Source organism: Limnohabitans sp. MORI2, assembly GCF_027925025.1.
Taxonomy (GTDB): domain Bacteria; phylum Pseudomonadota; class Gammaproteobacteria; order Burkholderiales; family Burkholderiaceae_C; genus Limnohabitans.
Window position 1 is genome coordinate 1,689,920 of record NZ_AP027058.1, and the last position, 24,042, is coordinate 1,713,961.

Sequence of the window (24,042 nt, forward strand, 5' to 3'; positions counted from 1 at the left end):
CTCTTTTACGGGGTGAAACCTATAATTTGACCACAGATCTCAAGGCATTTATGAAATTACAACCCGATCGCATCGAGACCCAGTCGGTCACCGCTTATGGCCCAGGATGGATTGCCATCCAAGGTGAAAAAATCACGCACAGTGTGTTGATCACTTCTGAGGGCGTTCGACTGGATTGGAATTGTCAAAGTTTTGAGGATTTAGGCCCGCAACACTTTGCCCAACTCGCAGATCTCGATGTTGAATTGGTCATTTTTGGCAGCGGTGAACGCCTGCGCTTTCCCAAGCCCGAATGGCAAGTGGCTTTGATGCAGCGCCGCCTAGGCCTTGAAACCATGGACACACAAGCCGCTTGCCGCACCTACAACATCTTGGCAGGTGAAGGCCGCAAAGTCGCAGCGGCGCTACTGCTCGAGACTGCTGACAAGTAAGAATTTAGAACGCGCTTTGGCCAGCGTTCTGCCTACAGTCAGCTTTCAAAAAAGCAAGTTTCTAAGTTAAAATAATGGGTTGCCGGAAGGGGGCTGTCTCGACAGTCGCCTCCTTGATCCGGCCGTCTGAACTGTCACATCCGATTGAGCGCTATGGCCATTGTTGTCAACAAACCCCTCCCCGAATTTGAAGCCAATGCAACAGGCGGCATCAAGGTCAGCAACACGTCGCACGTAGGCCAAATGATGGTCTTGTACTTTTACCCAAAGGACAACACCCCAGGCTGCACCACAGAGGCTATGCAGTTCCGCGACAAATACAAAGACTTCGTCAAAGCGGGCGCTTTGGTGTTTGGCGTGTCACGCGACAACATGAAATCGCATGATGACTTCAAAACCAAGCTCGAGCTGCCTTTCGAGTTGATTGCCGACACCGAAGAAAAAATGTGCCACATGTTTGGCGTGGTGAAAAACAAAATCATGTACGGCAAAAAAGTCAAAGGCATCGAGCGCAGCACATTTTTGATTGGCGCCGACGGCTTGCTGAAAGAAGAATGGCGTGGCCTCAAAGTGCCAGGTCATGTGGACGAAGTACTCAAAGCTGTCAAGGCCTTGAAAAAGGCCACCGCAGCAGCCGCATAAGCCCTGCCCAAAAGTGTCACGGAGCTCGGGTATAGTGGCTTCATGACATTGACAGAAGTGAACGGGTATCCCATCAAAAGCCGCCTTGGCCTCCAGGCGGCTTTTTCGCTTTTTCAAACCAACTTTCGTGTTTCAACTCTTTAAGTTTCATCTATGCCATTGCCTCCCGCTCCCGCCAAACGTGCCGCTTTGTTGAACACCGAGGGCTTAGATGCCGCCATAACAACCAAATCGCGCAACGCACGGAAATCTGCAGTTCGTCCCAAACAAGCGTCGACAGCGGAAATCTCTGTAGCCCCCCAAGAGGCAAAGGCCGTCAGCCCAGTCTCACGCAAACCAATCTCAATTCCAGCCAACAAGGTCGAGCGAAAAACAAGTCCGAAGAAAAAGCACACAGGCCCTGCCAAATTATTCGTACTCGACACCAATGTGCTGATGCACGACCCCATGTGCTTGTTCCGCTTCGAAGAGCACGATGTGTATCTGCCCATGATCGTGCTCGAAGAACTCGACGGCCACAAAAAAGGCATGACCGAAGTAGCCCGCAATGCCCGTCAGACCAGTCGTTCGCTTGATGCACTTGTGGCATCACATGAGGCTGACATCCTCACCGGCATCCAGCTCGATGGCACCGGCCACATCGAAGTCAGCGGCCGCCTGTTTTTCCAAACCGAGCCCCTCGATTTCACACTCCCCTCCAGCCTGCCACAAGGCAAAGCCGACAACCAAATCTTGGGGGTGGTGGAAGCCCTGCGTGTCAAACATGCCCCACGCGAAGTGGTGTTGGTCTCCAAAGACATCAACATGCGCGTCAAAGCGCGTGCACTAGGTCTAGCCGCTGAAGACTATCAAAACGACAAGACCCTGGAAGACGGTGACCTGTTGTATTCGGGCGCGATGGCGCTGCCCGAAGACTTCTGGCTCAAGCACGCCAAAGAGGTTGAGAGTTGGCAAAGTGGCAGCCACACCTTCTACCGCCTGAGTGGCCCACTGGTACCCGACTTGCACATCAACCAGTTTGTGTATCACGAGTCTGCTGGAGAGCCCAGCTTGTACGCCCGCGTCACCGAAATTCGCGGCAACACCGTGGTGTTGAAAACACTCAAAGATTTCACACATCTCAAAAATGCCGTGTGGGGCGTGACGACACGCAACCGCGAACAAAACTTTGCGATGAACTTGCTCACTGACCCTGAGATTGACTTTGTCACCCTCACAGGCACCGCCGGCACGGGTAAAACATTGATGGCCTTGGCAGCTGGTTTGACACAAGTGTTAGACGATCGCCGCTACACCGAAATCATCATGACCCGCGCGACCGTGAGCGTGGGCGAAGACATTGGTTTCTTGCCTGGCACCGAAGAAGAAAAAATGGGCCCATGGATGGGCGCCTTAGACGACAACCTCGAAGTGTTGGCCAAAACGGAAACCAGTGCCGGCGAATGGGGTCGTGCGGCCACCAATGATTTGATTCGCAGTCGTATCAAGGTCAAGAGTTTGAACTTCATGCGCGGGCGCACCTTCTTGAACAAGTACCTCATCATCGATGAAGCTCAAAACTTGACGCCCAAGCAAATCAAAACGCTCATCACGCGCGCGGGCCCCGGCACCAAGATCATCTGCATGGGTAACTTGGCGCAGATTGATACGCCCTACCTGACCGAAGGCTCATCGGGCTTGACGTATGCGGTGGACCGCTTCAAGGGATGGCCACACGGCGGTCACATCACCTTGGCGCGTGGCGAGCGCTCGCGTCTGGCTGACTTTGCCAGTGAAGTGCTTTAAACCTTCAGGACTGGCTTAGTAATCGCCACCACTGCTGTAGCCACTGGCCAAGCTCTCGAACTTGGTGAGTGGTTTCAAGAAGGCCAGCTTGACGGTCCCTGTGGGGCCGTTACGCTGCTTGCCGATGATGACTTCGGCCACGCCTGGCTCTTTGGACTCTTTGTTGTAGTAATCGTCGCGGTAGATGAACATGATCACGTCCGCGTCTTGCTCAATCGCGCCTGATTCACGCAAGTCACTCATCATGGGGCGTTTGTCCGTGCGTTGTTCCACGCTTCGGTTGAGCTGAGACAGCGCAATCACGGGGCACTGCAACTCTTTAGCAAGCATCTTCAAGCCGCGAGAAATTTCGCCAATCTCTGTGGCTCGGTTATCGCCACCGCTGCTGCTTGAGCCGCTCATCAACTGCAAATAGTCGACCACGATCAGACCGAGCTTGCCGCACTGACGCGCCAAACGACGAGCGTTCGCACGCAGCTCACTCGGGGTCAGACCTGGTGTTTCGTCAATGTGCAGCGACACATTGCGCAGCTTTTCAATGGCCTCTGTCAAACGCGGCCATTCGTCATCGTTGAGCTTGCCTGTGCGCAAGTGGCCTTGGTCGACACGGCCAATTGAGCCCACGATACGAACTGCCAGTTGTGCCGCCCCCATCTCCATCGAGAACACAGCCACAGGCAAACCTTCGTTCAAGGCCACATGCTCGGCAATGTTGATGGCCAGCGCGGTCTTACCCATAGACGGACGAGCCGCCAACACAATCAAATCACCCGGCTGCAAGCCAGAGGTCATGCGGTCAAAGTCAATAAAACCTGTCGGTACGCCGGTGATGTCGTTTTGGTTGTCCGCCATCTCTTGCACGCGATCGAGCAAATCGACCACCAACTGCGGCATGGCTTGAAAGCCCTGCTTCATGCGTGAGCCTTCTTCACCAATGTTGAAGATTTTTTGCTCGGCTTCATCCAAGATTTGAGCCACGGCCCTGCCCTGAGTGTTGAAAGCATTGGTAGCAATCTCATCACTGGCGGTCACCAGCTTGCGCAGGATTGAGCGCTCACGCACGATCTCGGCATAACGACGAATATTGCTCGCGCTCGGCACGTATTGCGCCAAGGCGTTGAGGTAGCCCAAGCCACCGATTTCTTCGGCCTTGCCCAACGATTGCAAATGCTCGTAGACAGTGATCACATCCGCAGGACGGCTGGCGTTGACCAAGGCACCAATCGCGCCGTACACCTGCTTGTGTTCGTAGCGGTAGAAATCGCCTTCAACCAACAAATCACCAACGCGGTCCCACGCACCGTTGTCTAGCAACAAGCCGCCCAACACACTGGATTCTGCCTCGATGGAGTGCGGCGGAATGCGCAGCTGTGCAATTTGTTGGTCGTGGGAGAAGCTTTCTTCAAAGCTTAGCGATTCGGCTGACATAGTGATCCTGTAAAACGCACATCCTAAGCCCAGAGACGCTAAACGCTTGGGATAACTCTGTGGATAAGACGTGGGTTAGCTGGGGAAATGCAAAGAACAAATAAAAAAGCCGCTCCGAAGAGCGGCTTTTGAGGTGTGGAGAAACTTAAGCAGTCTCGCCTTGCACGTTGACCGTGATTTCAACAATCACGTCAGTGTGCAATGCCACGCCCACAGCGCTTTCGCTCACTGTTTTGATGGGGCCGTGAGGCATACGGATCTGAGCTTTGGCCACTGCGAAACCTTCTTTCGTCAACGCTTCAGCGATGTCGTGGTTGGTCACAGAGCCGAACAAACGACCGTCCACGCCAGCTTTTTGGCTGAGCTTGATGACTTTGCCAGTCAGCTTCTCGCCTTGGGCTTGTGCAGCAGCCAATTTTTCAGCAGCAGCTTTTTCGAGTTCAGCGCGGCGAACTTCGAATTCTTTGATCGCTGTCTCAGTGGCGCGACGAGCGCGGCCTGATGGGATCAAAAAGTTACGGGCGTAACCATCTTTCACACGGACGATTTCGCCGAGGTTGCCGAGGTTCACGACCTTGTCGAGCAGAATAATTTGCATGGTCGGTCTCCTTAGATCTTGTGCTGGTCGCTGTAAGGCACCAAAGCCAAGAAGCGTGCGCGCTTGATGGCAGTGTTCAGCTGACGTTGGTAAATAGCGCGTGTGCCGGTCAGGCGTGCGGGAATGATCTTGCCGTTTTCGGCAATGAAGTCACGCAATGTGTCGACGTCTTTGTAGTCGATTTCTTCAACGCCAGTGACGGTGAAGCGGCAGAAGCGCTTGCGCTTGAAAAGCAATGATTGCGTGTTGCGCTTTGGGCGCTTGTCTTTGTTGAATTTCTTGAATGTGGCCATGATCTGGGCCTCCTATGAAATTTGCTGAAAATCTTGAATGTGAAAAACGACGTTTTTGCTGTGACGAGGTGAGGCTAAAAAGCCACTGAACTGCCAAAGGCTACCGAGGGGAAGTTGAGCGAGACGCTCAGCTAAGGATCCCAAGGCGACTGTTTTGACGGTTGCTTTGACTTGTCGCTTTTGCCCTGCTTCTTGAATTTCGGACTCGTGTTCGAGACTCAAATCAATGGCGGGTAAACCGGCTGGGGTGTATCGCAGGGCCGAAGCCTCTACAACACAAGCGTTCAAAACAACGTGGTTCAAACCTTGTCGTGAGTCAGCAATTAGCCCGCGAACTCAGCTTGCTGGTTCTTGCGAGCTTCTTCGCGCTCGACGGTCTTCATCATGATGGAAGGTGTTGTTTCAGCCTTCTTACGCAAGACAGTCATGTGACGCAACACAGCATCGTTGAACTTGAACGCGTGTTCGAGTTCAGACATCACAGCTTGGCTAGCTTCGATGTTCAAGCAAATGTAGTGAGCTTTGGCAAGCTTGTTGATCATGTAGGCCAACTGGCGGCGACCCCAGTCTTCCGTACGATGAATCGCACCACCACCTGCGGTGATCATGCCTTTGTAACGCTCCAGCATGGCTGGAACTTGTTCGCTTTGATCCGGATGGATCAACAAAATGATTTCGTAATGACGCATGGACACTCCTTGTGGATATGAAGCTGCCTGCGGCGTCAGACGCTGGCAGCAAGGGAAAAGCCCATGATTATAGTCAATTTTTAAGCTTAAAGGGAAGCTTACTCCCCAAGTACCCCATCAAGAATCCGGCAGGGACCCCAAAAACACCCGCACACACCGGGTCCAAGCCCATCCACAAGGTGTCCGCGGGCTGCCAATGCAGCCACATCTGCACCCACGGGTGATTAGAGGCAATGTAGTAAGAACTCACAGCAAGCCCCGCCACCATCGACAACAGCGCGCCCACATGGTTCATGCCTCGCCAATAAATACCCAAAAGCATGACGGGGAAGAACGTCGAAGCTGCCAACGAAAACGCGCAGGTCACCCAGAACAAAATACTGACGGGGCGATTGGTGGCAAACCACGCAGCGAGCAAGGCCACCACCATCAACAATATTTTGTTCAACATGATGCGACGCAAGGGCGGCGCATTGGGCTCTGCTGTTTGGAAATATAAATCTTGCGCCAACGCACTAGAAATCGTCAGCAACAAACCATCTGCTGTTGAAAGCGCCGCAGCCAAAGCCCCAGCAGCGAGCAACCCTGTAAACACCGATGAAATGTGCGTCATCTCAGGCACACCCAACACAAAATAGTCACTGAACAGACGAACGTCAGCGTATTGAACCATGCCGTCTTGGTTGTAGTCTTGGATGCTCAACAACGCCAGTTTGCGCAGCTTCAAACGATCCGCCCAATCGGGCAATTGATCCAAATGCGACCCAACCAATTCCGTCAATACATACGACTTAAGCAACACCGCCAACGAAGACGCACACAAGTACACCACCACAATGAAAGCCAACGCCCAGACCACTGAACGCTCAGCCTCTGCAGGGGTTGGCGTTGTGTAAGAACGCACCAAGATATGTGGCAATGCGGCAGTCCCCAGCATCAAACAAAAAATCAAAGCCAGGCTGTTGTTTAAGCCATCGTTCCATCCATTCAAGTTGTTTTTTTGGAAACCAACAGGTCGATCAATGGCTTGCGCCAGCACTTCACGCTCAGACTGCCAAGCACCCACCAATCGCTCCAGCGAAGTTTCGCGCCACGCTGGGTTTGCTTCTAATTTTTGAATTTCTCGCAGCGAAGCGTTGTCAGCTTTCGCACGTGCCACTTGTTTCGCCACGATCTGCCGTTCGACTTCACGGGCATAAATAGGCTCAGCAATCTTGACGTCTAAGCTGCTCATACGCAGGCTAATGACATCGCGCGTCATCAGCTCTGCTGGATCAGACTCAATTTGCTGCGTGCGTTGTTGAATCGTCGGCAATGACTGAATCGCAGCCACCGTCACAAAAGGATGCCCCTGTGTTTTGAATGAGACCGCCATGGCCAACACCACCATGGACACCACAATCACCACGCATTGCACGCCTTGCGTCCATGTCACCGCACGCATGCCACCGAGAAAAGAGCACAGCAACACACCGCCCAAAGCCAGAAAGACACCGAGTTCAAAGGTCAAACCTGACAGCATGGATGCCACCAAACCAATGCCATAAATCTGCGCCACCAAATAAATACCCGAGCACAAGATGGCGCCCCATGCCGCTAACCAACGCACCGCGGCACTGCCGAAACGTTGCTCTAAAAAATCAGGAATCGTGATCGCACGCGACCGATTGAGCTTGGCTGCAAACAAAAAACCAAGCAAACAAAAGCCACCGGTCCAGCCCAACAGATAAGCCAGTCCCCCCGGATGTTGACCATCCCCAACCAAACCATCCGTTAAGAGCAATCCGGTCAAACCGATGAATGAAGCAGCAGACAACCAATCCGCGGCTGTCGCCATGCCGTTCATCGGCGCACTGATGCTGCGCCCAGCGACAAAGTACTCCTCTGGCACTGTTGTTCGGCAAAACATGCCGATGAGTGCGTAGCCAATGATGGACACCACCAAGAAAAAGCCATTCACCACAGCCTTGGGTACGCCAGCAAAATCTGCGAGCAACAACAAAAGCGTCAGCAGGACCAAGCCAGCAAAGCTGAGCAACAACAAGCGCCAAGGCCAAGGTTTAAGCGGCATCATCATCCGAACGCGGCGCTTGCGTTCCCCACCATGCCAAAAGCAAATACAGCACAGGCACCACTTGTGCGACCCATAAAAAATGCAGCCAAGTCAGGCTGGGAAAACTCCAAGCCAAACCCAACGAGGTGACCGTGAGCAACACCAAGCCCACCACACCCCACAAAGTTCGTCTCGGCAAGGCCGAGCCGCCTATCGACAATGGGGACGCTGCCTCTGACTCAGAGGCAGCTGTGGGTTGGTGTGTCAAGGTTGAATCACTTGGCCAATGATTTCCAAGTCTCAATCACGCTGTCTGGGTTGAGCGAGATGGAGCTGATGCCTTCGTCTGCCAACCAGTGCGCGAAGTCGGGGTGGTCGCTGGGGCCTTGGCCGCAGATACCCACGTACTTGCCTTGCGCCTTGCAAGCTGCAATGGCGCGGCTGAGCATGGCTTTCACGGCGGGGTCGCGTTCGTCAAAGTCAGCGGCCAACAGCTCCAAGCCGGAATCGCGGTCGAGACCCAAGGTCAATTGGGTCAAGTCGTTGGAGCCGATGGAGAAGCCGTCGAAGTACTTCAAGAAATCGTCTGCCAAGATGGCGTTGCTTGGCACTTCGCACATCATGATGACCTTGAGGTCGTTTTCGCCGCGCTTCAAACCGTGCGAGGCCAACAAATTGGTCACGCGCTCAGCTTGGCCCAAGGTGCGCACGAAAGGCACCATGACTTGCACGTTAGTGAGCCCCATGTCTTCGCGCACGCGACGCATGGCTTCGCACTCCATCGCAAAGGCTTCGCCGAAGTCTTCGCTGATGTAGCGGGCTGCGCCACGGAAGCCCAACATGGGGTTTTCTTCCTCGGGCTCGTAGCGGCTGCCGCCAATGAGTTTGCGGTATTCGTTGGACTTGAAGTCCGACATGCGCACGATCACAGGCTTGGGGAAAAACGCGGCGGCAATGGTGGCAATGCCTTCGGCCACTTTGTCCACGTAGAACGCGCGGGGTGACGCATGGCCACGGGCCACAGACTCCACCGCCTTCTTCAAGTCAGCGTCGACATTGGGGTAGTCCAAGATGGCCTTGGGGTGCACGCCAATGTTGTTGTTGATGATGAACTCCAAGCGGGCCAAGCCCACGCCTTCGTTGGGCAACTGAGCGAAGTCAAAGGCCAACTGTGGGTTGCCCACGTTCATCATGATCTTGGTTTTGATCTGTGGCATCTCGCCGCGTTGCACTTCGGTCACTTCGGTCTCAAGCAAACCGTCGTAAATGCGACCCGTATCACCCTCGGCACAGCTCACGGTCACCAAGGTGCCGTCTTTGAGTTGCTCGGTGGCGTGGCCACATCCCACCACCGCAGGAATGCCCAACTCACGCGCAATGATGGCGGCGTGGCAGGTGCGGCCACCACGGTTGGTCACGATGGCACTGGCGCGCTTCATCACGGGTTCCCAGTTGGGGTCGGTCATGTCGGTGACCAACACGTCGCCGGGCTGGACCTTGTCCATCTCGCTGATGTTGTGCACCAAACGCACGGGACCCGTGCCAATTTTTTGGCCAATCGCGCGGCCTTCGGCCAACACGGTGCTGTGACCTTTGAGTTTGTAGCGCAGCTCGGCTTGGCCTTTGGCTTGGCTCTTCACGGTTTCAGGACGCGCTTGCAAGATGTAGAGCTGACCGTCTGTGCCGTCTTTACCCCACTCGATGTCCATAGGGCGGCCATAGTGCTGCTCGATCACCAGCGCGTAGTGGGCCAGTTGCTCCACATCGGCATCGGTCAAGGAATAACGGTTGCGCAACTCAGTGGGCACGTCCACGGTTTTCACCAACTTGCCGCTGGCTTTTTTCTCTTCGGCGGTGGAGAACACCATTTGAATCAGCTTCGAACCCAAGTTGCGGCGAATCACAGCGCGCTTGCCGGCCTTCAAGGTGGGCTTGTGCACGTAGAACTCATCGGGGTTCACGGCGCCTTGCACCACGGTCTCACCCAAGCCATAGCTGGAGGTGATGAACACCACATCTTCAAAGCCCGATTCGGTGTCGATGGTGAACATCACACCAGCAGCGCCCGTGTCAGAGCGCACCATGCGTTGCACACCGGCAGACAAAGCCACATCGGCGTGGGCAAAGCCCTTGTGCACGCGGTAGCTGATGGCGCGGTCGTTGTACAGCGAAGCAAACACCTCTTTCATCTTGTGCAGCACTTCGTCAATGCCGTGCACGTTGAGGAAGGTTTCTTGTTGGCCTGCGAAAGAAGCGTCTGGCAAGTCTTCGGCAGTGGCAGAAGAACGCACGGCAAACGTCGCGGCAGCGTTGCCCTCAGACAAGGTGATGAAGGCTTCGCGAATCGCTTTTTCCAAATCGGCTGGGAAAGGCTGGGCCTCTACCATGGCGCGAATTTCGGCACCGGCTTCGGCCAAGGCGCGCACGTCTTCGGTGTCGAGCTTGTCCAAGCGGGCGTTGATTTTGTCGGTCAAGCCGTCGAACGCCAAAAACTCGCGGAAGGCATGGGCCGTCGTGGCAAAGCCCGTGGGCACACGCACGCCAGAGGGTAGTTGCGAAATCATTTCGCCGAGGCTGGCGTTTTTACCGCCAACGGCTTCGACGTCTGTCATTCGCAGTTGCTCAAAAGGAACCACCAAGGCGGTTGGGCTGAAAAGTGCAGTCATAGACAAGCTCCAAAAGTTAAAACTGGCGTGCCATGCAGCGCGGCGACTTTTTAGTTGTTCGAATGGATCGATCAGTCTGCCTGGCGAAATTCGGATAATGGAGCATTGTAGGTGGCCGACAAGCTATCTCGCCCGCCAAAACCTGTGTTTTTGGCTTCATTTACTTTGAAAGTTTTTCATGCCCAATCCCACCGTGTTTTTTGTTTCTGACGGCACCGGCATCACCGCAGAAACCTTTGGCAACGCCATCTTGGCGCAGTTTGAAGTGAAATTTCGCCACATCCGCATCCCGTTTGTTGACACGGTCGACAAAGCGCACCAAGCCGTGCGGCAAATCCTGCACACAGGCGAAATCGAGGGCCGCCGCCCCATTGTGTTCACCACATTGGTGAATATGGAGGTCTTAAGCGTGATTTTGGAAGGCTGCAAGGACAAAACCATGCTGATGGACATGTTCAGCATCTTTGTGAATCCGCTCGAAAAAGAACTGGGCATCAAGTCCAACCACCGTGTGGGCCGTTTCTCAGATGCCAGCAAGAGCCAAGAGTACCGAGAGCGCATCGAAGCCATCAACTTCAGCTTGGCCCATGACGATGGTCAACTCAACCGCGATTTGGAGTTGTCTGACGTGATCTTGGTCGGCGTCAGTCGCAGCGGCAAAACCCCCACAAGCTTGTACTTGGCTATGCAGCACGGCTTGAAGGCTTCGAACTACCCGCTCATTCCTGAGGATTTTGAACGCCGCCAACTCCCCCCTGCCCTGATGCCACACAAGAAAAAGATTTTTGGTCTCACCATTCAACCCGAGCGCTTGAGCGAAATTCGCAACGAACGCCGCCCTGACTCCAAATACGCCAGCCTTGCCAACTGCCGCCACGAAGTGGCCGAAGCCGAGGCCATGATGCGCCGTGCAGGCATTCGCTGGCTGTCCACCACGCACAAAAGCATTGAGGAAATTGCCACCACCATCTTGCAAGAAATCAACCCTGAACGTTTGATTTACTAAGGCGCCCCCCTTCACAAAAAAGCCCCGCAACGCCTAGCGCTGCGGGGCTTTTTGTTAGAAACGCGAAGGTTTACAGACCAATGGCAGCAATGCCTGCTTTCGCGATTTGCGCGTCTTCGTTGGACTTCACACCGCTCACGCCCACAGCGCCGATGCATTGACCATCTTTGATGATGGGCACGCCGCCTTCGAGCATGCCTTGCACGGCAGGCGCGCTCAGGAATGACATGCGGCCGCCATTGATGACGTCTTCATACACCTTGCTCTCACGACGACCCAAGGCTGCTGTGTGAGCTTTGGCTGGGGCAATGTGCGAAGAAATGCCAGGTGCGCCATCCAAACGGTGCAAATTCAACAGGTGGCCGCCATCGTCCACGATGGCGATGGTGACTGCCCAGTTGTTTTTCAAAGCTTCCGCTTCGGCGGCTGCGGCAATGGCTTTGACATCTGCGGATTCGAGGAAGTGTTTGGTTTTCATGTGCAACAAGTTTGAAAAGTAAGAAAACCCCAAGCATACCGACTCTGACAGCCCCACTACCCTCGCTCAAGACAAAAGAAACCTCAATAAAAGTAAGCTATGAAGTACCAGCCCTTGAAACCTCTAGAATTCGCCCCATCTGAATCATCAGGTTTATAGGAGATCTACTCATGATGAATGACAACATTCAAACCGTTGACTACTACGTGTTGCCAACGGCTGAACGCAACCGCGTGGTACGCAACACCTACTGGTTGTTAGCCATCAGCATGCTGCCCACCGTGTTGGGCGCCTACATTGGCGTAGCCACTGGCATCAGCTACGCCATCTCCGGCGTGATGGGCATGATCTTGATGATGGCTGGCGCTTTCGGCTTCATCTACGCCATCGAGCGCACCAAAGAAAGCGCCACCGGCGTGTACGTGCTCTTGGGCTTCACCTTCTTCATGGGGCTCATGCTCTCCCGCATGATCGCCATGGTTTTGGGCTTCAAAAATGGCGCAGAGTTGGTGATGACCGCCTTTGCGGGTACAGCAGGCGTGTTCTTTGTGATGGCCAGCTTGGCCACCGTCATCAAGCGCGACTTGTCTGGCATGGGCAAATGGCTCATGGTGGGCGCGGTGGTCTTGATGGTTGGCAGCATCATCAACGTGTTCGTTGGCTCATCAGCCGGCATGATGGTGATTTCCATGTTGTCCATGGCCATCTTCAGCGCGTTCATGTTGTACGACTTGAAGCAAGTGATGGATGGCGGCGAAACCAACTACATCAGCGCCACACTGACTTTGTACTTGGACGTGATCAACGTGTTCCAAAGCTTGCTGGCCTTGCTCGGCATCTTTGGTGGCGAACGCGAATAAGCCATTCCTACCATCCACAAAAAAGGGACCTCACGGTCCCTTTTTTACGTCTGCAGATTTTGAGGCGTTGCGGTTTAAACCAAATCAAACACAGCCATGCTCTCCACATGGGCCGTGTGCGGGAACATATTCACCGCACCTGCCGATGAAATGCGATAGCCTGCAGCATTCACCAACACACCCGCATCACGCGCCAAAGTAGACGGGTTGCAGCTCACATACACAATGCGCTTGGGTGGTGTCCAACCCTGACGAAGTTCTGGCTGCTGGTGCATCTCGGCCAGCGCTTGCACCAATGAGAAAGCGCCTTCACGCGGCGGATCCACCAACCACTTGTCTGCCGCGCCATCTTGGCGCAGCAACTCGGGCGTCATTTCAAACAAGTTACGCGCGACAAAGCTGGTCGGCGCCAAAGGCTTGTCTCGGTTCGCTTGGTTGAACACATAGTTCTCGCCAGAGCGCGTCACCAAAGCCTCGCTGCCCTCAATGCCTAAGACCTCGCGTGCAAGCGTTGCCAAAGGCAAGGTGAAGTTACCCAAGCCGCAGAACCAGTCGATCACACGCTCAGTCGGCTGCACCTCAAGCAATCGCAAAGCGCGTGTGACCAACACACGGTTGATATGCGGATTGACTTGCGTGAAGTCAGTCGGTTTGAACGGCATCGTGATGCCAAATTCAGGCAAGGCGTAAGACAACGGCTCACCCAAAGCGCCCTCCATCAGACACACGGTGTCTGGGCCTTTGGACTGGAGCCACCACTGCACGTTGTGCTTGGCGGCGAAGTCGCGCAAAGCTTGCATGTCGTGTGCACTCAAGGGCTCCATGTGGCGCAGCACCAAAGCCGTCACATGGTCACCACAAGCCAATTCAATTTGCGGCAAGGTCTCACGCGCATCCATGCTGCCAATCAGCTGACGCAATGGCATGAGCATGGCATCGACATGCGGCGGCAAGATGGGGCACTGGCGCATATCAGCCACGTAGCGGCTCTTACGCTCATGGAACCCCACCAACACTTCGCCCTTTTTCACCACATAGCGCACCGACAAACGGGCGCGGAAACGATAGCCCCATGCAGGGCCTTGAATGGGGCGAAGAATGGTCTCAGGCTTCACTTTGCCTAAGTGCCACAAGTTGTCTTCTAGGGCGCGTTGTTTGACCGCGATTTGTGCTGAAGCATCCAAGTGCTGCATCTTGCAGCCGCCACATGCACCCGCATGCAAGCCAAAGTGAGGGCAACCAGGCGTGACGCGCTGCGAGGACTCATGCAGCACTTCGAGCAGCGATGCTTTTTCCCAGTTGTCTTTTTTGCGGTGCACATTGGCGCGCACCACCTCAAAGGGTAAGGCACCGTCGACAAACACCACTTTGCCATCGGCGCGGTGACCCACGCCCTGCGCTTCTAGGTCCATCGATTCGATGGTGAGCGCGTTGTCAGGCCACTGTTTTTCTGTCGTTGTGTCTGTCATCAGTTGGCCGATAAATACTTGGCAGGATCAACCGGCTTGCCTTGACGGCGAATTTCAAAATGAAGCTTCACTTGGTCTGCATCGCTGTTGCCCATTTCGGCAATTTTTTGGCCACGTTTGATGACTTGGTCTTCTTTCACCAGCAAGGTTTGGTTGTGTGCGTAAGCGGTCAAATAGGTGTTGTTGTGCTTCAAGATGATCAGATTGCCGTAGCCACGCAAACCTGCGCCGGCGTAGACCACGCGACCATCCGCAGCAGCCATCACGGGGTCACCCACTTTGCCGCCAATGTCCAAACCTTTGTTTTTCGACTCATCAAAGCCAGAAATCAAGTTGCCGCGCGCTGGCCATTGAAAACTGATCGTGTCCTCGGCACCAGCTGGCGCTGCATTTGCAGCAGGAGGTGTGGGCGTCGCAGGTGCAGACGGCATGGGAGGCGCATTGGTGCCGCTCGCAGAACTCGTGGGTTTAGTTACTGGCGCATCTGGGCCTGGGGGCAACACGCGCAGGACCTGGCCTGTTTCAATCAAGTTGGGATTTTCAAGCTTGTTCCAACGCGCAATATCGCGCCCACTCTGCCCATGATCCATGCCGATGCGGATCAAGGTATCACCTGGCTTCACGGTGTAGTAACCAGGTTTACCTGCGTTTTCAGAACCAGGCAGAACACGAGCAGCACCTCGAGTGGCGCTCACCGAATGGTCATCAACAGGAGCCAAACGCCCTTTGTTCGAACAAGCCGACAACACCAGGGCAGCAACCAGCGCAAGCACACCCCACATTCCAGAACGAAACATTCTTATTTTCCAGTATTCAAGCAATGCCTGATTTTAGAGGTACAAAGTTCACCGCCTCTAGCAGGCTTTGCTGCAAACCCTGCGGCGTTTTATCAATCACCACCAAAGCTTGCTGACCCGATTGGGTATGCGTAGGCGCGACCAATCTCCCCCCTATGGCCAGTTGATCAATCCACGCTTGGGGAACGTTCTCTCCGCCAGCTGCAGAAATGATGGCGTTGTATGGTGCTCCTTGCGCGTACCCCAACATGCCATCACCAAAAATCAAGTGCACATTAGACAACCGCAGAGGCCGCAAGTTCTCTCGGGCTTTGTCATGTAAACCCCGCAAACGCTCGATGCTGTAGACCTCACGCGCCACACATGACAGCACAGCGGCCTGATAGCCACAGCCCGTACCAATTTCTAAAACACGCCCCATTGCAGGCGATCCCTGCCGACCTGGCGCTTCACGCAGCAACGCAATCATGCGAGCCACCACATTGGGTTTGGAAATGGTCTGCCCTAAGCCAATGGGCAAACTGGTGTCTTCATACGCTTGATTCACCAAAGCACTGTCAACAAAACGGTGCCTCTCAACATGTCCCATGGCTTCTAAAACGACTGGGTCCGAAATCCCCTGCGCTGTCAACTTTTGAACCATGCGCGCACGCACTGCCGATGAGTCTAGCCCCATGCCTGAGGGGCTGCTCAACCCCGTTGGTTTGAGTTGCTTAGGCGATGCTGGCGCAACCACCCGCGTCGCCGTCAACAAGGTTTGAGGTTTAGCCTGGGACTGCCCTGTGTCTATACGTGCAGGAAAGCTGGGGCGCTGCTTCATGCGCACCCCTCACCCAAGCGAGCGGCCCATGCAGGCAAGCTCGCGTGCTCGGTCAAATCCACGTGCAACGGGGTGACCGACACATGACCTTCAAACGTGGCATGAAAGTCGGTGCCGTCACTGTCATCCTTAGCCGCACCCGCGTTACCAATCCAATACATGGTTTCACCGCGCGGGCTAGTTTGCGTGATGACACGCTCAGCCGAATGACGGCGCCCTAAACGCGTGACACGCAAAGGCTTCATGTCATCCAACGGTCGATTCGGGATGTTCACATTCAACAGCCAAGGTGCGTCTGGCACCTGTGACTGACTCAACATCTGTTGAACCAGCCGACGTGCTTGGGCGGCTGCCGCATCAATATGCGCCCAGCCTTTGTCAACCTGCGAAAACGCGATGGCCGGAATGCCAAACAAATAGCCTTCCATAGCCGCGCCGACGGTGCCCGAGTAAATCGTGTCATCCCCCATATTGGCGCCGTTGTTGATGCCAGACACAACCAAGTCGGGCTTGTAATCCAGCAACCCCGTCAACGCGATGTGCACACAATCTGCCGGTGTGCCGTTGACATAACGAAATCCGTTACTGGCTTGATGCACATACAGAGGGGAATGCAAGGTCAGCGCATTCGATTTGGCGCTGTTGTTGTGCTCTGGCGCGACTACTTCAACACGCCCCAAATCTTTGAGAGCTTCATACAGGGCCACGATGCCCGGGGCTTGAAAGCCATCGTCGTTAGAAATCAGGATATTCATGATGCCTTAGGGTTGCGCACGAATTGTAGGTGCGTCCGACGGCAGGCCTGACAAACTATGGCGTCGTTCGTAAGACGCCGTATGCCAACATCAGCAGCGTGCCCGTCAACAATGCAGGTACCAGACGACGCTCAGGGCGAGACACCATCACAGCCAGGCTCAACGCACAGATCAAGACACGCAGCCACAAAGGCACTGTGGCTAGCAAGCCCAACGGCATGACGATCATGCGGACTGTCAAAGCGGCCACCATGGCATAGGTCACTGCAGAAAGCCAACGAAACACCTCGCTGTCTTGGTGGATGTGGCCTGAAAGCTTGACACCTGCGGCCCGGCATATATAGGTTCCCACACAGGCGGCACTCAGCGCCAACCAAACACCCCAGCCTTGTATGTCTGCACTCATGACCTCACCTCGACGCGACGCGCACGCAGCCAGTGACGATCTACACCATAAGCCAAAGATCCCGCCACAACGCCTGTCAACAACAAGCTGCTATCTGCATCCCAGAGATAGAAAGCAGGACCCAACAGACAGCCCAAGCCAATCGCCATACGATTCACCGAAGGCTTGACCTCGGTGAACGTGAGAAGAAAAAACAAAGGATTGATGAACACCAAACCTAAGGTCACTGCTACCGGAACCCAACCTGCGACAAAGTACCCGAGTACTGTACCGAGTGGAGAAATCAACCAGCATGGCAAAGCCAACCCAATGAAATAACTCAAACGGTGTTTGGGAGCCATCGAAGGAAACTCGCGCATCGACACCGCCCATGCGGTCATGGCCAGCATATGCACCCACAGGTACAACAGTGGGTTGCGATCACGTCGATGGAGTTGGGGGAAAAGCGTCACCACCATGGTGACAAAACGGGTTGAAGTCAGCGTCACGGCAAAGCCAATTGCCAACAACGAAGCACCAGATATAAACATCTCTAGCATCACCACTTGACCCGGCAATGCAAACATCAGAAAGCTGGTAAGCCCCGTCATCCATGCATCAAAACCATGGCTACGTCCCATGGCTCCAAAGCCCACCATACCTGCAAACAAAACCAAAACCGGCGCACCTAAGGCATCACGGATGCCGCACCAAAAAGCAGCGCGCCGGTTGGCAAACCGACTCATTTCTGGTTCATATTGCCTTTGAACTTACCGCCGCGTTGGATTTCCAACTCGTGGTATTCCAAGGTGCCCGACACCTTGCCTGTGCTGTGAATCAGCAAATGTTCTTTACACACGATGTCTTCGTTCAACTCGCCATGCACATCGATTTCACGTGCGCGCACTGTGCCCGTAACTTGACCTTTGGTGCCAATCAACAAATCATCTGCAGTCAATTCGCCAGAGACATTGCCGTTGATCACAGCTTTACCTGGGGCGCTGATTGAGCCCTTGAATGTGACGCCCTCGCCAATCACGAGGTTGTTGTTGGTTGGGTTGATATCCGCCATGCTGAAAGCTCCTTTGAATGCGCCATCATACCTAAGCCCAAGCCAGCAAAGGCTCGTGATTTGTCGCATATGATTTCATAACGCTCAATCTTTGCCACATCCAGCCAAAGTTCCACCATGCCGAGAATTCAACTAGGCGCCTCGCTCTCAGAAAAGCTAGCCCAAGCCTTGGAAAACAGCATTCGCGAAGGCAAGCTGAAAACGGGGGAAAAATTACCCACCGAAAACGCCTTGGTGGAAAAGCACGGCGTCAGTCGAACGGTGGTGCGCGAAGCCTTTTCACGCCTAAAAACTCTGGGCCTGATAGAAACGCGTCAAGGCTCTGGCGCATTTGTCAAACCATTGCCTCACCCCGAAACCAGCAAACTTAAGCTCAAACCTGACGGATCGGTCAATGCGGTCTTGAAAGTCGTCGAAGTGCGACGTGCGCTAGAAGCCGAATCTGCTGCTTTGGCAGCCGAGCGACGAACGGCCAAATCGTTGCAAAAGATCAAACAAGCCATGAAGGCCTTAGACAAAGCGGTGACCAGCGGCGGTGATGGTGTGAGTGAAGATGTGGCCTTCCATGCCGCCATTGCGCAAGCAGCCAACAACCCATTCTTGTTAGACACGCTGTCTTACCTGAACCAATTTCTGGAAAATGCCACACGCGTAACACGCGCCAATGAAGCCACCCGAGCCGATTTAGAAGAGGCTGTTCGTCACGAACATCACGCCATTCTTCAGGCCATCGAAGCAGGCGATGTGAAAGCAGCACGACTTGCTGGCACCAAGCATATGCTCAATGCAGCCAAGCGAATCGGCAATGCAGACCCTGTTTTCTGGACGTCGCAAGGACGCGCACTGGCGAGCAAGCTGCGCACCAATTTTCGTCATCAGCCCTAGATCGTTTTGCGGGTTAGTCCTAGCAAAACACCCTGATTAGTTCAAGATAATTTGTCATACAACCAGACAGCTGAGAGGCTGTTGGTGTTGTCGCTCTTAAACCTCAGGAGACATGATGTCCAAGACTTTTCTCAATAAAAAATGGGCCATTGCCCTCGCAGCCTCAGCCGTCTTTGCCACCTTACCCACACAAGCTCAAACCGTATTAAAAATGGGTCATGTGCTAGCCAAAGGCTCTCACTACGATATTGGCGCCAATGTGTTCTGCGAAAACCTCGACAAAAACACCCAAGGTCGCTACAAGTGCCAGGTCTACCCAGCAAGTGCTTTGGGTGGCGAACGCGAGCAAGTTGAAGCGGTGCAAATCGGTACGCAAGATTTGGTCATCACCTCCACAGGCCCCGTGGGCAACTTTGTGCCTGAGATGAAGATCGTGGACATTCCATTCTTGTTCCGTGACTACGACCATGCTCGCAAAGTGTTGGACGGCAAAATCGGTCAAGACATGTTGGCCAAGTTCCCCAACCACGGCTTGGTGGCGTTGGCTTGGAGCGAAAACGGTTTCCGCCACATGACCAACAACAAACGCCCCATCGTCAGCGCAGCAGATGCCAGCGGCTTGAAGATGCGCACCATGGAAAACAAAGTGCACATGGAAGGCTACCGTGCCTTTGGCATTCAGCCAACCCCTATGGCATTCCCAGAAGTGTTTGGCGCTTTGCAGCAAGGCGTTGTGGATGGTCAAGAAAACCCCATCCCTGTGATCTTGGCTTCCAAGTTCTCACAGGTGCAAAAACACTTGTCACTCACGGGCCACGTCTACTCACCCGGCCTCATCATCACCTCACCACGCATCATGAACAAGCTCAGTGAAGCTGACAAAAAAGCGTTCTATGACGCAGCCGCCAAGAGCGTGGCCGCGACACGTAAGAAAGTGAACGACGACGAAGCCAATGGCATCGCCCAGCTCGAACGCGAAGGCATGCAAGTAGTCAAGAAGGTCAACAGTGCCAGTTTCAACGACGGACTCAAAGGCCCTTACGCCAACTACGCCAAAGAGTTTGGCGCAGACAAGATTGCAGCCATCCAAGCTGTGAAGTAATCGGTATTTCTTCACCTTTCAAGCAAGCCAGTTCGCTGGCTTGCTGCGCATGGAACACCCCATGAAATCTTTCGAAAAATATTTAATGATCGCCAATCGCGGCGTATTGATTGCCTTGCTTGCTGCCATGGCCATCATCATTTTTGCTAATGTGGTTTTGCGCTACGCCACCAACCAATCGATTGAGTGGGCCGAAGAAGTGGCTCGCTACATGATGGTGTGGCTCACCTTTTTAGGTGCTGGCCCTGTGCTGCGCTACGGCGGCCATATTGCCGTAGAGAACCTGCAAGACAGTTTGCCCATCTCATGGGCACGCGCCATTCGCGCCTTCATCGCTGTCATGCTGACAGGATTTTTCATCTTCATCATTTGGTACGGCGCCATCTATGTAGACCGCGTTCAATACCAAATGACACCTACCACGCAAGTCTCCATGTCCTGGGTCTACGGCGCTATGCCCGCAGGTGGCGTGTTGCTGCTCTTGCATTGGCTGCTCATTGTCCGCGACTACGTGCTCACACGCACCTTCGCTTCTGATTCACATTTCGACGCCACAGCGAGCGCATCACTATGAGCCTGAGTGTCATCCTCCTTCTGAGCTGCTGCTTTTATTTAGCCATCGGGTTTCCTGTTGCATTTGCACTGGGCTTCTCGACGCTCACCGCCTTGATTTTTGGCGCTGACTTTCCACTGTTCGTTTTGCTCAAACAAACCTACGAGGGTGTGGACAGCTTCCCGCTCATGGCGGTGCCGTTCTTCATCTTGGCAGCTGAGCTGATGAGCGGCGGCTCGCTCACCGAAGTGCTGCTCAAGTTTGCGGCGCAGTTTGTGGGTCACAAACGTGGCGGCTTGGGTTACACCAACGTCGTCTCGCTCACTTTCTTCTCTGGCATTTCAGGCTCTGCATTGGCTGATGCTGCTGGCCCTGGCTCGATGATGATTCGCATGATGGACAAGGCGGGCTACGACCGCTCGTACGCAGCGGCCTTGACCGCTGCCACGGCCATTGTGGGCCCCATCATTCCACCGTCCATCATCATGATCATTTATGCCTTGCAAGATGATCGCGTGTCTGTGGGCGCCCTCTTTATTGCTGGTTTTATCCCGGGCATTTTGATTGCGGCAGGCATGGCTGCAGTGAACTGGTATGTGTCGAAGGAGCGCAACTACAAAGGCATTCCCGGTAACGAAACATTTGCCGAAAAAATGCTGGTCACTTGGAAAGCCATTCCTGCGCTCTTGTTGCCCGTGATCATTTTGGGTGGCATGCGTGCGGGTTGGTTCACACCCACCGAAGCGTCTGTGGTCGCCGTGTTCTACGCCTTGGTGTGCGGCAAATGGATTTACCGTACCTTGGAGTGGAAAGCCGTACCTGACATCCTGTCTCGGTCTGCGCTGATGACAGCTTCAGTCCTCATCATCATCGGCACCTCCAACGCCTTTGCATGGATTTTGACGATCGATGGTCTGCCCATCAAACTGGCTGAGTGGATGGGTGCACAAGAGATGTCGGCCTTCACTTTCTTGATTGCTGTCAACATTTTCTTGTTGATCTTCGGCATCTTCATCGAGCCCTTGCCTGGCGTGATGGTTTTGGTCCCCATCTTGGCGCCTGTTGCAGCCAAACTTGGCATTGATCCGATTCACTTTGCAATGGTCGTCATATTCAACTTAACGCTCGGAATGATCACGCCGCCTGTGGGTGGATTGCTGTTCGTCACGTCTAACGTGGCCAAAGTCCCCCTCGATGCACTCACGCGTGAGCTGAAACCTTTCTTGATCGCACACGCCATTATTTTGGCCCTGCTGACCTTCATCCCTGCGTTGAGCACATGGGCACCGCACGCCTTGGGTTTTCAATAAACACCAATCTAAGTTATGACAATCAACACCTCCCCCCCCCTCGCCATTGGCGTGATTGGCTTAGGCGCGATGGGCAAAGGCATGGCCAGTTCGCTGCGCCGTGCTGGGCACCAAGTCAGCGTCTGCGATGTGCGCTTTGATGCTGCAGAAGCCTTTGCCCAAGAGGGCGGCACAGCGTACAAAACACCTGCCGCATTGGCTAAACATGTGGACATCATTGTGAGCGTGGTGGTCAACGCTGACCAAACTGAGCAAGTCTTGTTTGGTGAACACGGCGCAGCCGCCCACATGAAAGCAGGCAGCCTGTTCATCATGTGTTCGACCGTCGACCCCAACTGGTCAGCGGCTCTGGAGAAGCGTATGAACGATCTAGGCTTGTTGTACTTGGACGCCCCCATCTCAGGCGGGGCAGCCAAAGCAGCTTCCGGCCAAATGACCATGATGACTTCGGGTCAAGCAGCGGCCTACGCCAAAGCAGGCAACGCCCTCGAGAGCATGGCTGCCAATGTGTATAAGCTCGGCGACCGCGCAGGCTACGGCAGCAAAGTCAAAATCATCAACCAACTCCTGGCGGGTGTGCACATTGCAGCCGCCGCAGAGGCTATGGCTTTGGGTTTGCGTGAAGGCGTGGCAGCAGATGCTTTGTATGAAGTCATCACCAACAGCGCAGGCAACAGTTGGATGTTTGAAAACCGCATGGCGCATGTACTCAAAGGCGACTACACACCTTTGTCCGCCGTTGACATCTTTGTGAAAGATTTGGGGCTGGTGCTCGACACCGCACGTGCCACAAAATTCCCACTGCCCTTGTCGGCCACGGCACATCAAATGTTCATGCAGGCATCGACTGCAGGTCATGGCCGCGAAGACGACTCGGCCGTCATCAAAATCTTCCCTGGCATTGAGTTGCCACACGCCAACTAATTCAGAGTCAAAGGGCTAGGCATGCGTATCCTCATCACCGGTGGTGGCGGCTTTCTGGGCGCGAGCCTCGCGCGCGAGTTGCTGCAAGCGCAGAACATTCACCTCGAAGGCAAAGGCTCTGGCCCAGTCACTGAACTGGTGCTGACCGATCTCGTAGCACCGCCTGCAGACTTGCAAGCCGATGCACGCGTGCGTGCCGTAGTGGGCGATCTGAGCCACCTGCTCAGCACGCAAGCCCTCTCGCTAGCGGGTGTCGATGCCATCGTGCATTTGGCCGCCGCAGTGAGTGGTGAATGCGAAGCCAATTTGGACTTGGGTTTGCAAAGCAATTTGCAAACCTCGTTGAACTTGCTGCAAGCCGCGCGCCATCAAGCCAAGCAACCCGTGTTTGTGTTTGCCAGCTCAGTGGCCGTGTTTGGTGCGTCTGCGGGGCAACAACTGCCCAGCAGCATTTCGGACACATTTCAGCCCACACCACAGAGCAGCTACGGCATCCAAAAATTCATGGTCGAACAACTGGTGGCCGACTTCACACGCAAGGGCCTCATCCATGGACGCAATGTGCGTTTGATGACCGTCTCAGTTCGCCCTGGCAAACCCAACGGCGCGGCCTCCAGCTTTTTGAGTGGCATGTTCCGCGAACCTTTGGCTGGCCAAGCTTGCACTGTGCCCGTACCAGCAGACACACGCGTGGCCCTCGCTTCCACGGACAAAACCATGCAAGGTTTGTTGTGTGCCCTCACCACGCCCACATCGCAATGGGGAGCCCCCACGGCGGTCAACCTGCCTGCACTCACCACCACTGTGGGTGAGATGGCGCAAGCCTTGAAAGAAGTGGCTGGCGACGCCACCGCAGCTTTGCTGAACTGGCAAATCGATGCCAAAGTGCAAGCCATCGTCAGCGGCTGGCCCAGCCAGTTTGACAACGACCGCGCCAAGAGCCTCGGCCTCGTCGCTGACACCTCCGTCAAGAGCCTCATTCAATCCTATGCCTCACGTCATCCGCAAGCCATCAGCTGCACCTTGACGTTCTGAACACAT

General features: G+C 54.5%; 27 protein-coding genes. 11 read left to right on the forward strand and 16 right to left on the reverse strand.

The window, feature by feature from the left end; genetic code table 11:
• The first annotated feature begins 50 nt into the window (after positions 1-50).
• The 3 genes from QMG27_RS07965 (at position 51) to QMG27_RS07975 (ending at position 2,858) form a co-directional block, all read left to right on the forward strand.
• A complete protein-coding gene (locus tag QMG27_RS07965; protein ID WP_281810532.1) occupies positions 51-431 on the forward strand; it encodes an Mth938-like domain-containing protein in 381 nt (126 codons plus the stop codon).
• Between the two features lie 153 nt (positions 432-584).
• Entirely contained in the window at positions 585-1,073 is a 489-nt protein-coding gene (locus QMG27_RS07970) for a peroxiredoxin (protein WP_281810533.1), read from the forward strand.
• A gap of 153 nt (positions 1,074-1,226) precedes the next feature.
• Entirely contained in the window at positions 1,227-2,858 is a 1,632-nt protein-coding gene (locus tag QMG27_RS07975; protein WP_281810534.1) for a PhoH family protein, read from the forward strand.
• 15 nt (positions 2,859-2,873) lie between these two features.
• On the opposite strand, the gene dnaB is transcribed toward QMG27_RS07975, so the two are convergent.
• The 8 genes from dnaB to ppsA form a co-directional block, all read right to left on the reverse strand.
• Positions 2,874-4,286, reverse strand: a complete 1,413-nt coding sequence (dnaB, locus tag QMG27_RS07980) for a replicative DNA helicase (RefSeq protein ID WP_281810535.1) — start codon at positions 4,284-4,286, stop codon at positions 2,874-2,876.
• 145 nt (positions 4,287-4,431) lie between these two features.
• Positions 4,432-4,884, reverse strand: a complete 453-nt coding sequence (gene rplI, locus QMG27_RS07985) for a 50S ribosomal protein L9 (RefSeq protein ID WP_108282337.1) — start codon at positions 4,882-4,884, stop codon at positions 4,432-4,434.
• An 11-nt stretch (positions 4,885-4,895) separates the two neighbouring features.
• The gene (gene rpsR / locus QMG27_RS07990; RefSeq protein WP_044397946.1) at positions 4,896-5,177 is read right to left on the reverse strand and encodes a 30S ribosomal protein S18; all 282 of its coding nucleotides are present in this window, start codon (positions 5,175-5,177) and stop codon (positions 4,896-4,898) included.
• Between the two features lie 12 nt (positions 5,178-5,189).
• Positions 5,190-5,480: a primosomal replication protein N gene (gene priB, locus QMG27_RS07995; protein ID WP_281810536.1), complete on the reverse strand. Its 291-nt coding sequence runs from the start codon at positions 5,478-5,480 to the stop codon at positions 5,190-5,192.
• A 20-nt stretch (positions 5,481-5,500) separates the two neighbouring features.
• Entirely contained in the window at positions 5,501-5,866 is a 366-nt protein-coding gene (rpsF, locus tag QMG27_RS08000; protein ID WP_281810537.1) for a 30S ribosomal protein S6, read from the reverse strand.
• 73 nt (positions 5,867-5,939) lie between these two features.
• Positions 5,940-7,937 carry a VC_2705 family sodium/solute symporter gene (locus tag QMG27_RS08005; protein WP_281810538.1) on the reverse strand — a complete coding sequence of 666 codons (1,998 nt, stop codon included), beginning with the start codon at positions 7,935-7,937 and terminating at the stop codon, positions 5,940-5,942.
• Entirely contained in the window at positions 7,927-8,187 is a 261-nt protein-coding gene (locus QMG27_RS08010; protein ID WP_281810539.1) for a hypothetical protein, read from the reverse strand. The genes QMG27_RS08005 and QMG27_RS08010 overlap by 11 nt, the downstream gene beginning before the upstream one ends.
• Positions 8,188-8,194: 7 nt before the next feature.
• The gene (gene ppsA, locus QMG27_RS08015) at positions 8,195-10,585 is read right to left on the reverse strand and encodes a phosphoenolpyruvate synthase (RefSeq protein WP_281810540.1); all 2,391 of its coding nucleotides are present in this window, start codon (positions 10,583-10,585) and stop codon (positions 8,195-8,197) included.
• 178 nt (positions 10,586-10,763) lie between these two features.
• Here ppsA and QMG27_RS08020 point away from each other — a divergent pair, with 178 nt between their 5' ends.
• Complete coding sequence (locus tag QMG27_RS08020; RefSeq protein ID WP_281810541.1) at positions 10,764-11,591, forward strand: pyruvate, water dikinase regulatory protein; 828 nt, start codon at positions 10,764-10,766, stop codon at positions 11,589-11,591.
• 70 nt (positions 11,592-11,661) lie between these two features.
• Here QMG27_RS08020 and QMG27_RS08025 read toward each other — a convergent pair whose 3' ends face one another.
• The gene (locus QMG27_RS08025; RefSeq protein ID WP_281810542.1) at positions 11,662-12,069 is read right to left on the reverse strand and encodes a heme-binding protein; all 408 of its coding nucleotides are present in this window, start codon (positions 12,067-12,069) and stop codon (positions 11,662-11,664) included.
• 173 nt (positions 12,070-12,242) lie between these two features.
• Here QMG27_RS08025 and QMG27_RS08030 point away from each other — a divergent pair, with 173 nt between their 5' ends.
• The gene (locus tag QMG27_RS08030; RefSeq protein ID WP_281814572.1) at positions 12,243-12,929 is read left to right on the forward strand and encodes a Bax inhibitor-1 family protein; all 687 of its coding nucleotides are present in this window, start codon (positions 12,243-12,245) and stop codon (positions 12,927-12,929) included.
• Positions 12,930-13,003: 74 nt separating this feature from the next.
• On the opposite strand, the gene rlmD is transcribed toward QMG27_RS08030, so the two are convergent.
• From rlmD to QMG27_RS08065, 7 genes are read right to left on the reverse strand one after another with little or no spacing between them, the layout of a single operon-like run.
• A complete protein-coding gene (rlmD, locus tag QMG27_RS08035; protein WP_281810543.1) occupies positions 13,004-14,398 on the reverse strand; it encodes a 23S rRNA (uracil(1939)-C(5))-methyltransferase RlmD in 1,395 nt (464 codons plus the stop codon).
• Positions 14,398-15,201, reverse strand: coding sequence for a peptidoglycan DD-metalloendopeptidase family protein (locus QMG27_RS08040; protein ID WP_281814574.1), 804 nt, complete (start codon positions 15,199-15,201; stop codon positions 14,398-14,400). Before QMG27_RS08040 ends, rlmD begins: the two co-directional genes overlap by 1 nt.
• Positions 15,202-15,211: 10 nt before the next feature.
• The gene (locus QMG27_RS08045) at positions 15,212-16,015 is read right to left on the reverse strand and encodes a protein-L-isoaspartate(D-aspartate) O-methyltransferase (protein ID WP_281810544.1); all 804 of its coding nucleotides are present in this window, start codon (positions 16,013-16,015) and stop codon (positions 15,212-15,214) included.
• Entirely contained in the window at positions 16,012-16,770 is a 759-nt protein-coding gene (surE, locus tag QMG27_RS08050; protein WP_281810545.1) for a 5'/3'-nucleotidase SurE, read from the reverse strand. The genes QMG27_RS08045 and surE overlap by 4 nt, the downstream gene beginning before the upstream one ends.
• Positions 16,771-16,825: 55 nt before the next feature.
• Positions 16,826-17,176, reverse strand: a complete 351-nt coding sequence (locus QMG27_RS08055; RefSeq protein WP_281810546.1) for an AzlD domain-containing protein — start codon at positions 17,174-17,176, stop codon at positions 16,826-16,828.
• A complete protein-coding gene (locus QMG27_RS08060) occupies positions 17,173-17,901 on the reverse strand; it encodes an AzlC family ABC transporter permease (protein ID WP_281810547.1) in 729 nt (242 codons plus the stop codon). The genes QMG27_RS08055 and QMG27_RS08060 overlap by 4 nt, the downstream gene beginning before the upstream one ends.
• Entirely contained in the window at positions 17,898-18,227 is a 330-nt protein-coding gene (locus tag QMG27_RS08065) for a polymer-forming cytoskeletal protein (protein WP_281810548.1), read from the reverse strand. Before QMG27_RS08065 ends, QMG27_RS08060 begins: the two co-directional genes overlap by 4 nt.
• Before the next feature lie 117 nt (positions 18,228-18,344).
• Here QMG27_RS08065 and QMG27_RS08070 point away from each other — a divergent pair, with 117 nt between their 5' ends.
• The 6 genes from QMG27_RS08070 (at position 18,345) to denD (ending at position 24,036) form a co-directional block, all read left to right on the forward strand.
• Positions 18,345-19,112: an FCD domain-containing protein gene (locus tag QMG27_RS08070; RefSeq protein ID WP_281810549.1), complete on the forward strand. Its 768-nt coding sequence runs from the start codon at positions 18,345-18,347 to the stop codon at positions 19,110-19,112.
• A 115-nt stretch (positions 19,113-19,227) separates the two neighbouring features.
• Positions 19,228-20,214, forward strand: coding sequence for a TRAP transporter substrate-binding protein (locus QMG27_RS08075; protein ID WP_281810550.1), 987 nt, complete (start codon positions 19,228-19,230; stop codon positions 20,212-20,214).
• Positions 20,215-20,275: 61 nt separating this feature from the next.
• Positions 20,276-20,788 carry a TRAP transporter small permease gene (locus QMG27_RS08080; protein WP_281810551.1) on the forward strand — a complete coding sequence of 171 codons (513 nt, stop codon included), beginning with the start codon at positions 20,276-20,278 and terminating at the stop codon, positions 20,786-20,788.
• Complete coding sequence (locus QMG27_RS08085) at positions 20,785-22,077, forward strand: TRAP transporter large permease (protein ID WP_281810552.1); 1,293 nt, start codon at positions 20,785-20,787, stop codon at positions 22,075-22,077. Before QMG27_RS08080 ends, QMG27_RS08085 begins: the two co-directional genes overlap by 4 nt.
• A 15-nt stretch (positions 22,078-22,092) precedes the next feature.
• On the forward strand, positions 22,093-23,001 hold the full coding sequence (ltnD, locus tag QMG27_RS08090) for an L-threonate dehydrogenase (RefSeq protein ID WP_281810553.1): 909 nt from the start codon (positions 22,093-22,095) through the stop codon (positions 22,999-23,001).
• A 21-nt stretch (positions 23,002-23,022) separates the two neighbouring features.
• Positions 23,023-24,036, forward strand: a complete 1,014-nt coding sequence (gene denD / locus QMG27_RS08095; RefSeq protein ID WP_281810554.1) for a D-erythronate dehydrogenase — start codon at positions 23,023-23,025, stop codon at positions 24,034-24,036.
• The last annotated feature ends 6 nt before the right edge of the window (positions 24,037-24,042 follow it).

Excerpts from the sequence above, each read along its gene's own strand:
- QMG27_RS07965 (WP_281810532.1), top strand. The coding sequence starts at position 51 with ATGAAATTACAACCCGATCGCATCGAGACCCAGTCGGTCACCGCTTAT.
- QMG27_RS07970 (WP_281810533.1), top strand. The coding sequence starts at position 585 with ATGGCCATTGTTGTCAACAAACCCCTCCCCGAATTTGAAGCCAATGCA.
- QMG27_RS07975 (WP_281810534.1), top strand. The coding sequence starts at position 1,227 with ATGCCATTGCCTCCCGCTCCCGCCAAACGTGCCGCTTTGTTGAACACC.
- dnaB (WP_281810535.1), bottom strand. The coding sequence starts at position 4,286 with ATGTCAGCCGAATCGCTAAGCTTTGAAGAAAGCTTCTCCCACGACCAA.
- rplI (WP_108282337.1), bottom strand. The coding sequence starts at position 4,884 with ATGCAAATTATTCTGCTCGACAAGGTCGTGAACCTCGGCAACCTCGGC.
- rpsR (WP_044397946.1), bottom strand. The coding sequence starts at position 5,177 with ATGGCCACATTCAAGAAATTCAACAAAGACAAGCGCCCAAAGCGCAAC.
- rpsF (WP_281810537.1), bottom strand. The coding sequence starts at position 5,866 with ATGCGTCATTACGAAATCATTTTGTTGATCCATCCGGATCAAAGCGAA.
- QMG27_RS08005 (WP_281810538.1), bottom strand. The coding sequence starts at position 7,937 with ATGCCGCTTAAACCTTGGCCTTGGCGCTTGTTGTTGCTCAGCTTTGCT.
- ppsA (WP_281810540.1), bottom strand. The coding sequence starts at position 10,585 with ATGACTGCACTTTTCAGCCCAACCGCCTTGGTGGTTCCTTTTGAGCAA.
- QMG27_RS08020 (WP_281810541.1), top strand. The coding sequence starts at position 10,764 with ATGCCCAATCCCACCGTGTTTTTTGTTTCTGACGGCACCGGCATCACC.
- QMG27_RS08025 (WP_281810542.1), bottom strand. The coding sequence starts at position 12,069 with ATGAAAACCAAACACTTCCTCGAATCCGCAGATGTCAAAGCCATTGCC.
- QMG27_RS08030 (WP_281814572.1), top strand. The coding sequence starts at position 12,243 with ATGAATGACAACATTCAAACCGTTGACTACTACGTGTTGCCAACGGCT.
- rlmD (WP_281810543.1), bottom strand. The coding sequence starts at position 14,398 with ATGACAGACACAACGACAGAAAAACAGTGGCCTGACAACGCGCTCACC.
- QMG27_RS08045 (WP_281810544.1), bottom strand. The coding sequence starts at position 16,015 with ATGAAGCAGCGCCCCAGCTTTCCTGCACGTATAGACACAGGGCAGTCC.
- surE (WP_281810545.1), bottom strand. The coding sequence starts at position 16,770 with ATGAATATCCTGATTTCTAACGACGATGGCTTTCAAGCCCCGGGCATC.
- QMG27_RS08055 (WP_281810546.1), bottom strand. The coding sequence starts at position 17,176 with ATGAGTGCAGACATACAAGGCTGGGGTGTTTGGTTGGCGCTGAGTGCC.
- QMG27_RS08060 (WP_281810547.1), bottom strand. The coding sequence starts at position 17,901 with ATGAGTCGGTTTGCCAACCGGCGCGCTGCTTTTTGGTGCGGCATCCGT.
- QMG27_RS08065 (WP_281810548.1), bottom strand. The coding sequence starts at position 18,227 with ATGGCGGATATCAACCCAACCAACAACAACCTCGTGATTGGCGAGGGC.
- QMG27_RS08070 (WP_281810549.1), top strand. The coding sequence starts at position 18,345 with ATGCCGAGAATTCAACTAGGCGCCTCGCTCTCAGAAAAGCTAGCCCAA.
- QMG27_RS08075 (WP_281810550.1), top strand. The coding sequence starts at position 19,228 with ATGTCCAAGACTTTTCTCAATAAAAAATGGGCCATTGCCCTCGCAGCC.
- QMG27_RS08080 (WP_281810551.1), top strand. The coding sequence starts at position 20,276 with ATGAAATCTTTCGAAAAATATTTAATGATCGCCAATCGCGGCGTATTG.
- QMG27_RS08085 (WP_281810552.1), top strand. The coding sequence starts at position 20,785 with ATGAGCCTGAGTGTCATCCTCCTTCTGAGCTGCTGCTTTTATTTAGCC.
- ltnD (WP_281810553.1), top strand. The coding sequence starts at position 22,093 with ATGACAATCAACACCTCCCCCCCCCTCGCCATTGGCGTGATTGGCTTA.
- denD (WP_281810554.1), top strand. The coding sequence starts at position 23,023 with ATGCGTATCCTCATCACCGGTGGTGGCGGCTTTCTGGGCGCGAGCCTC.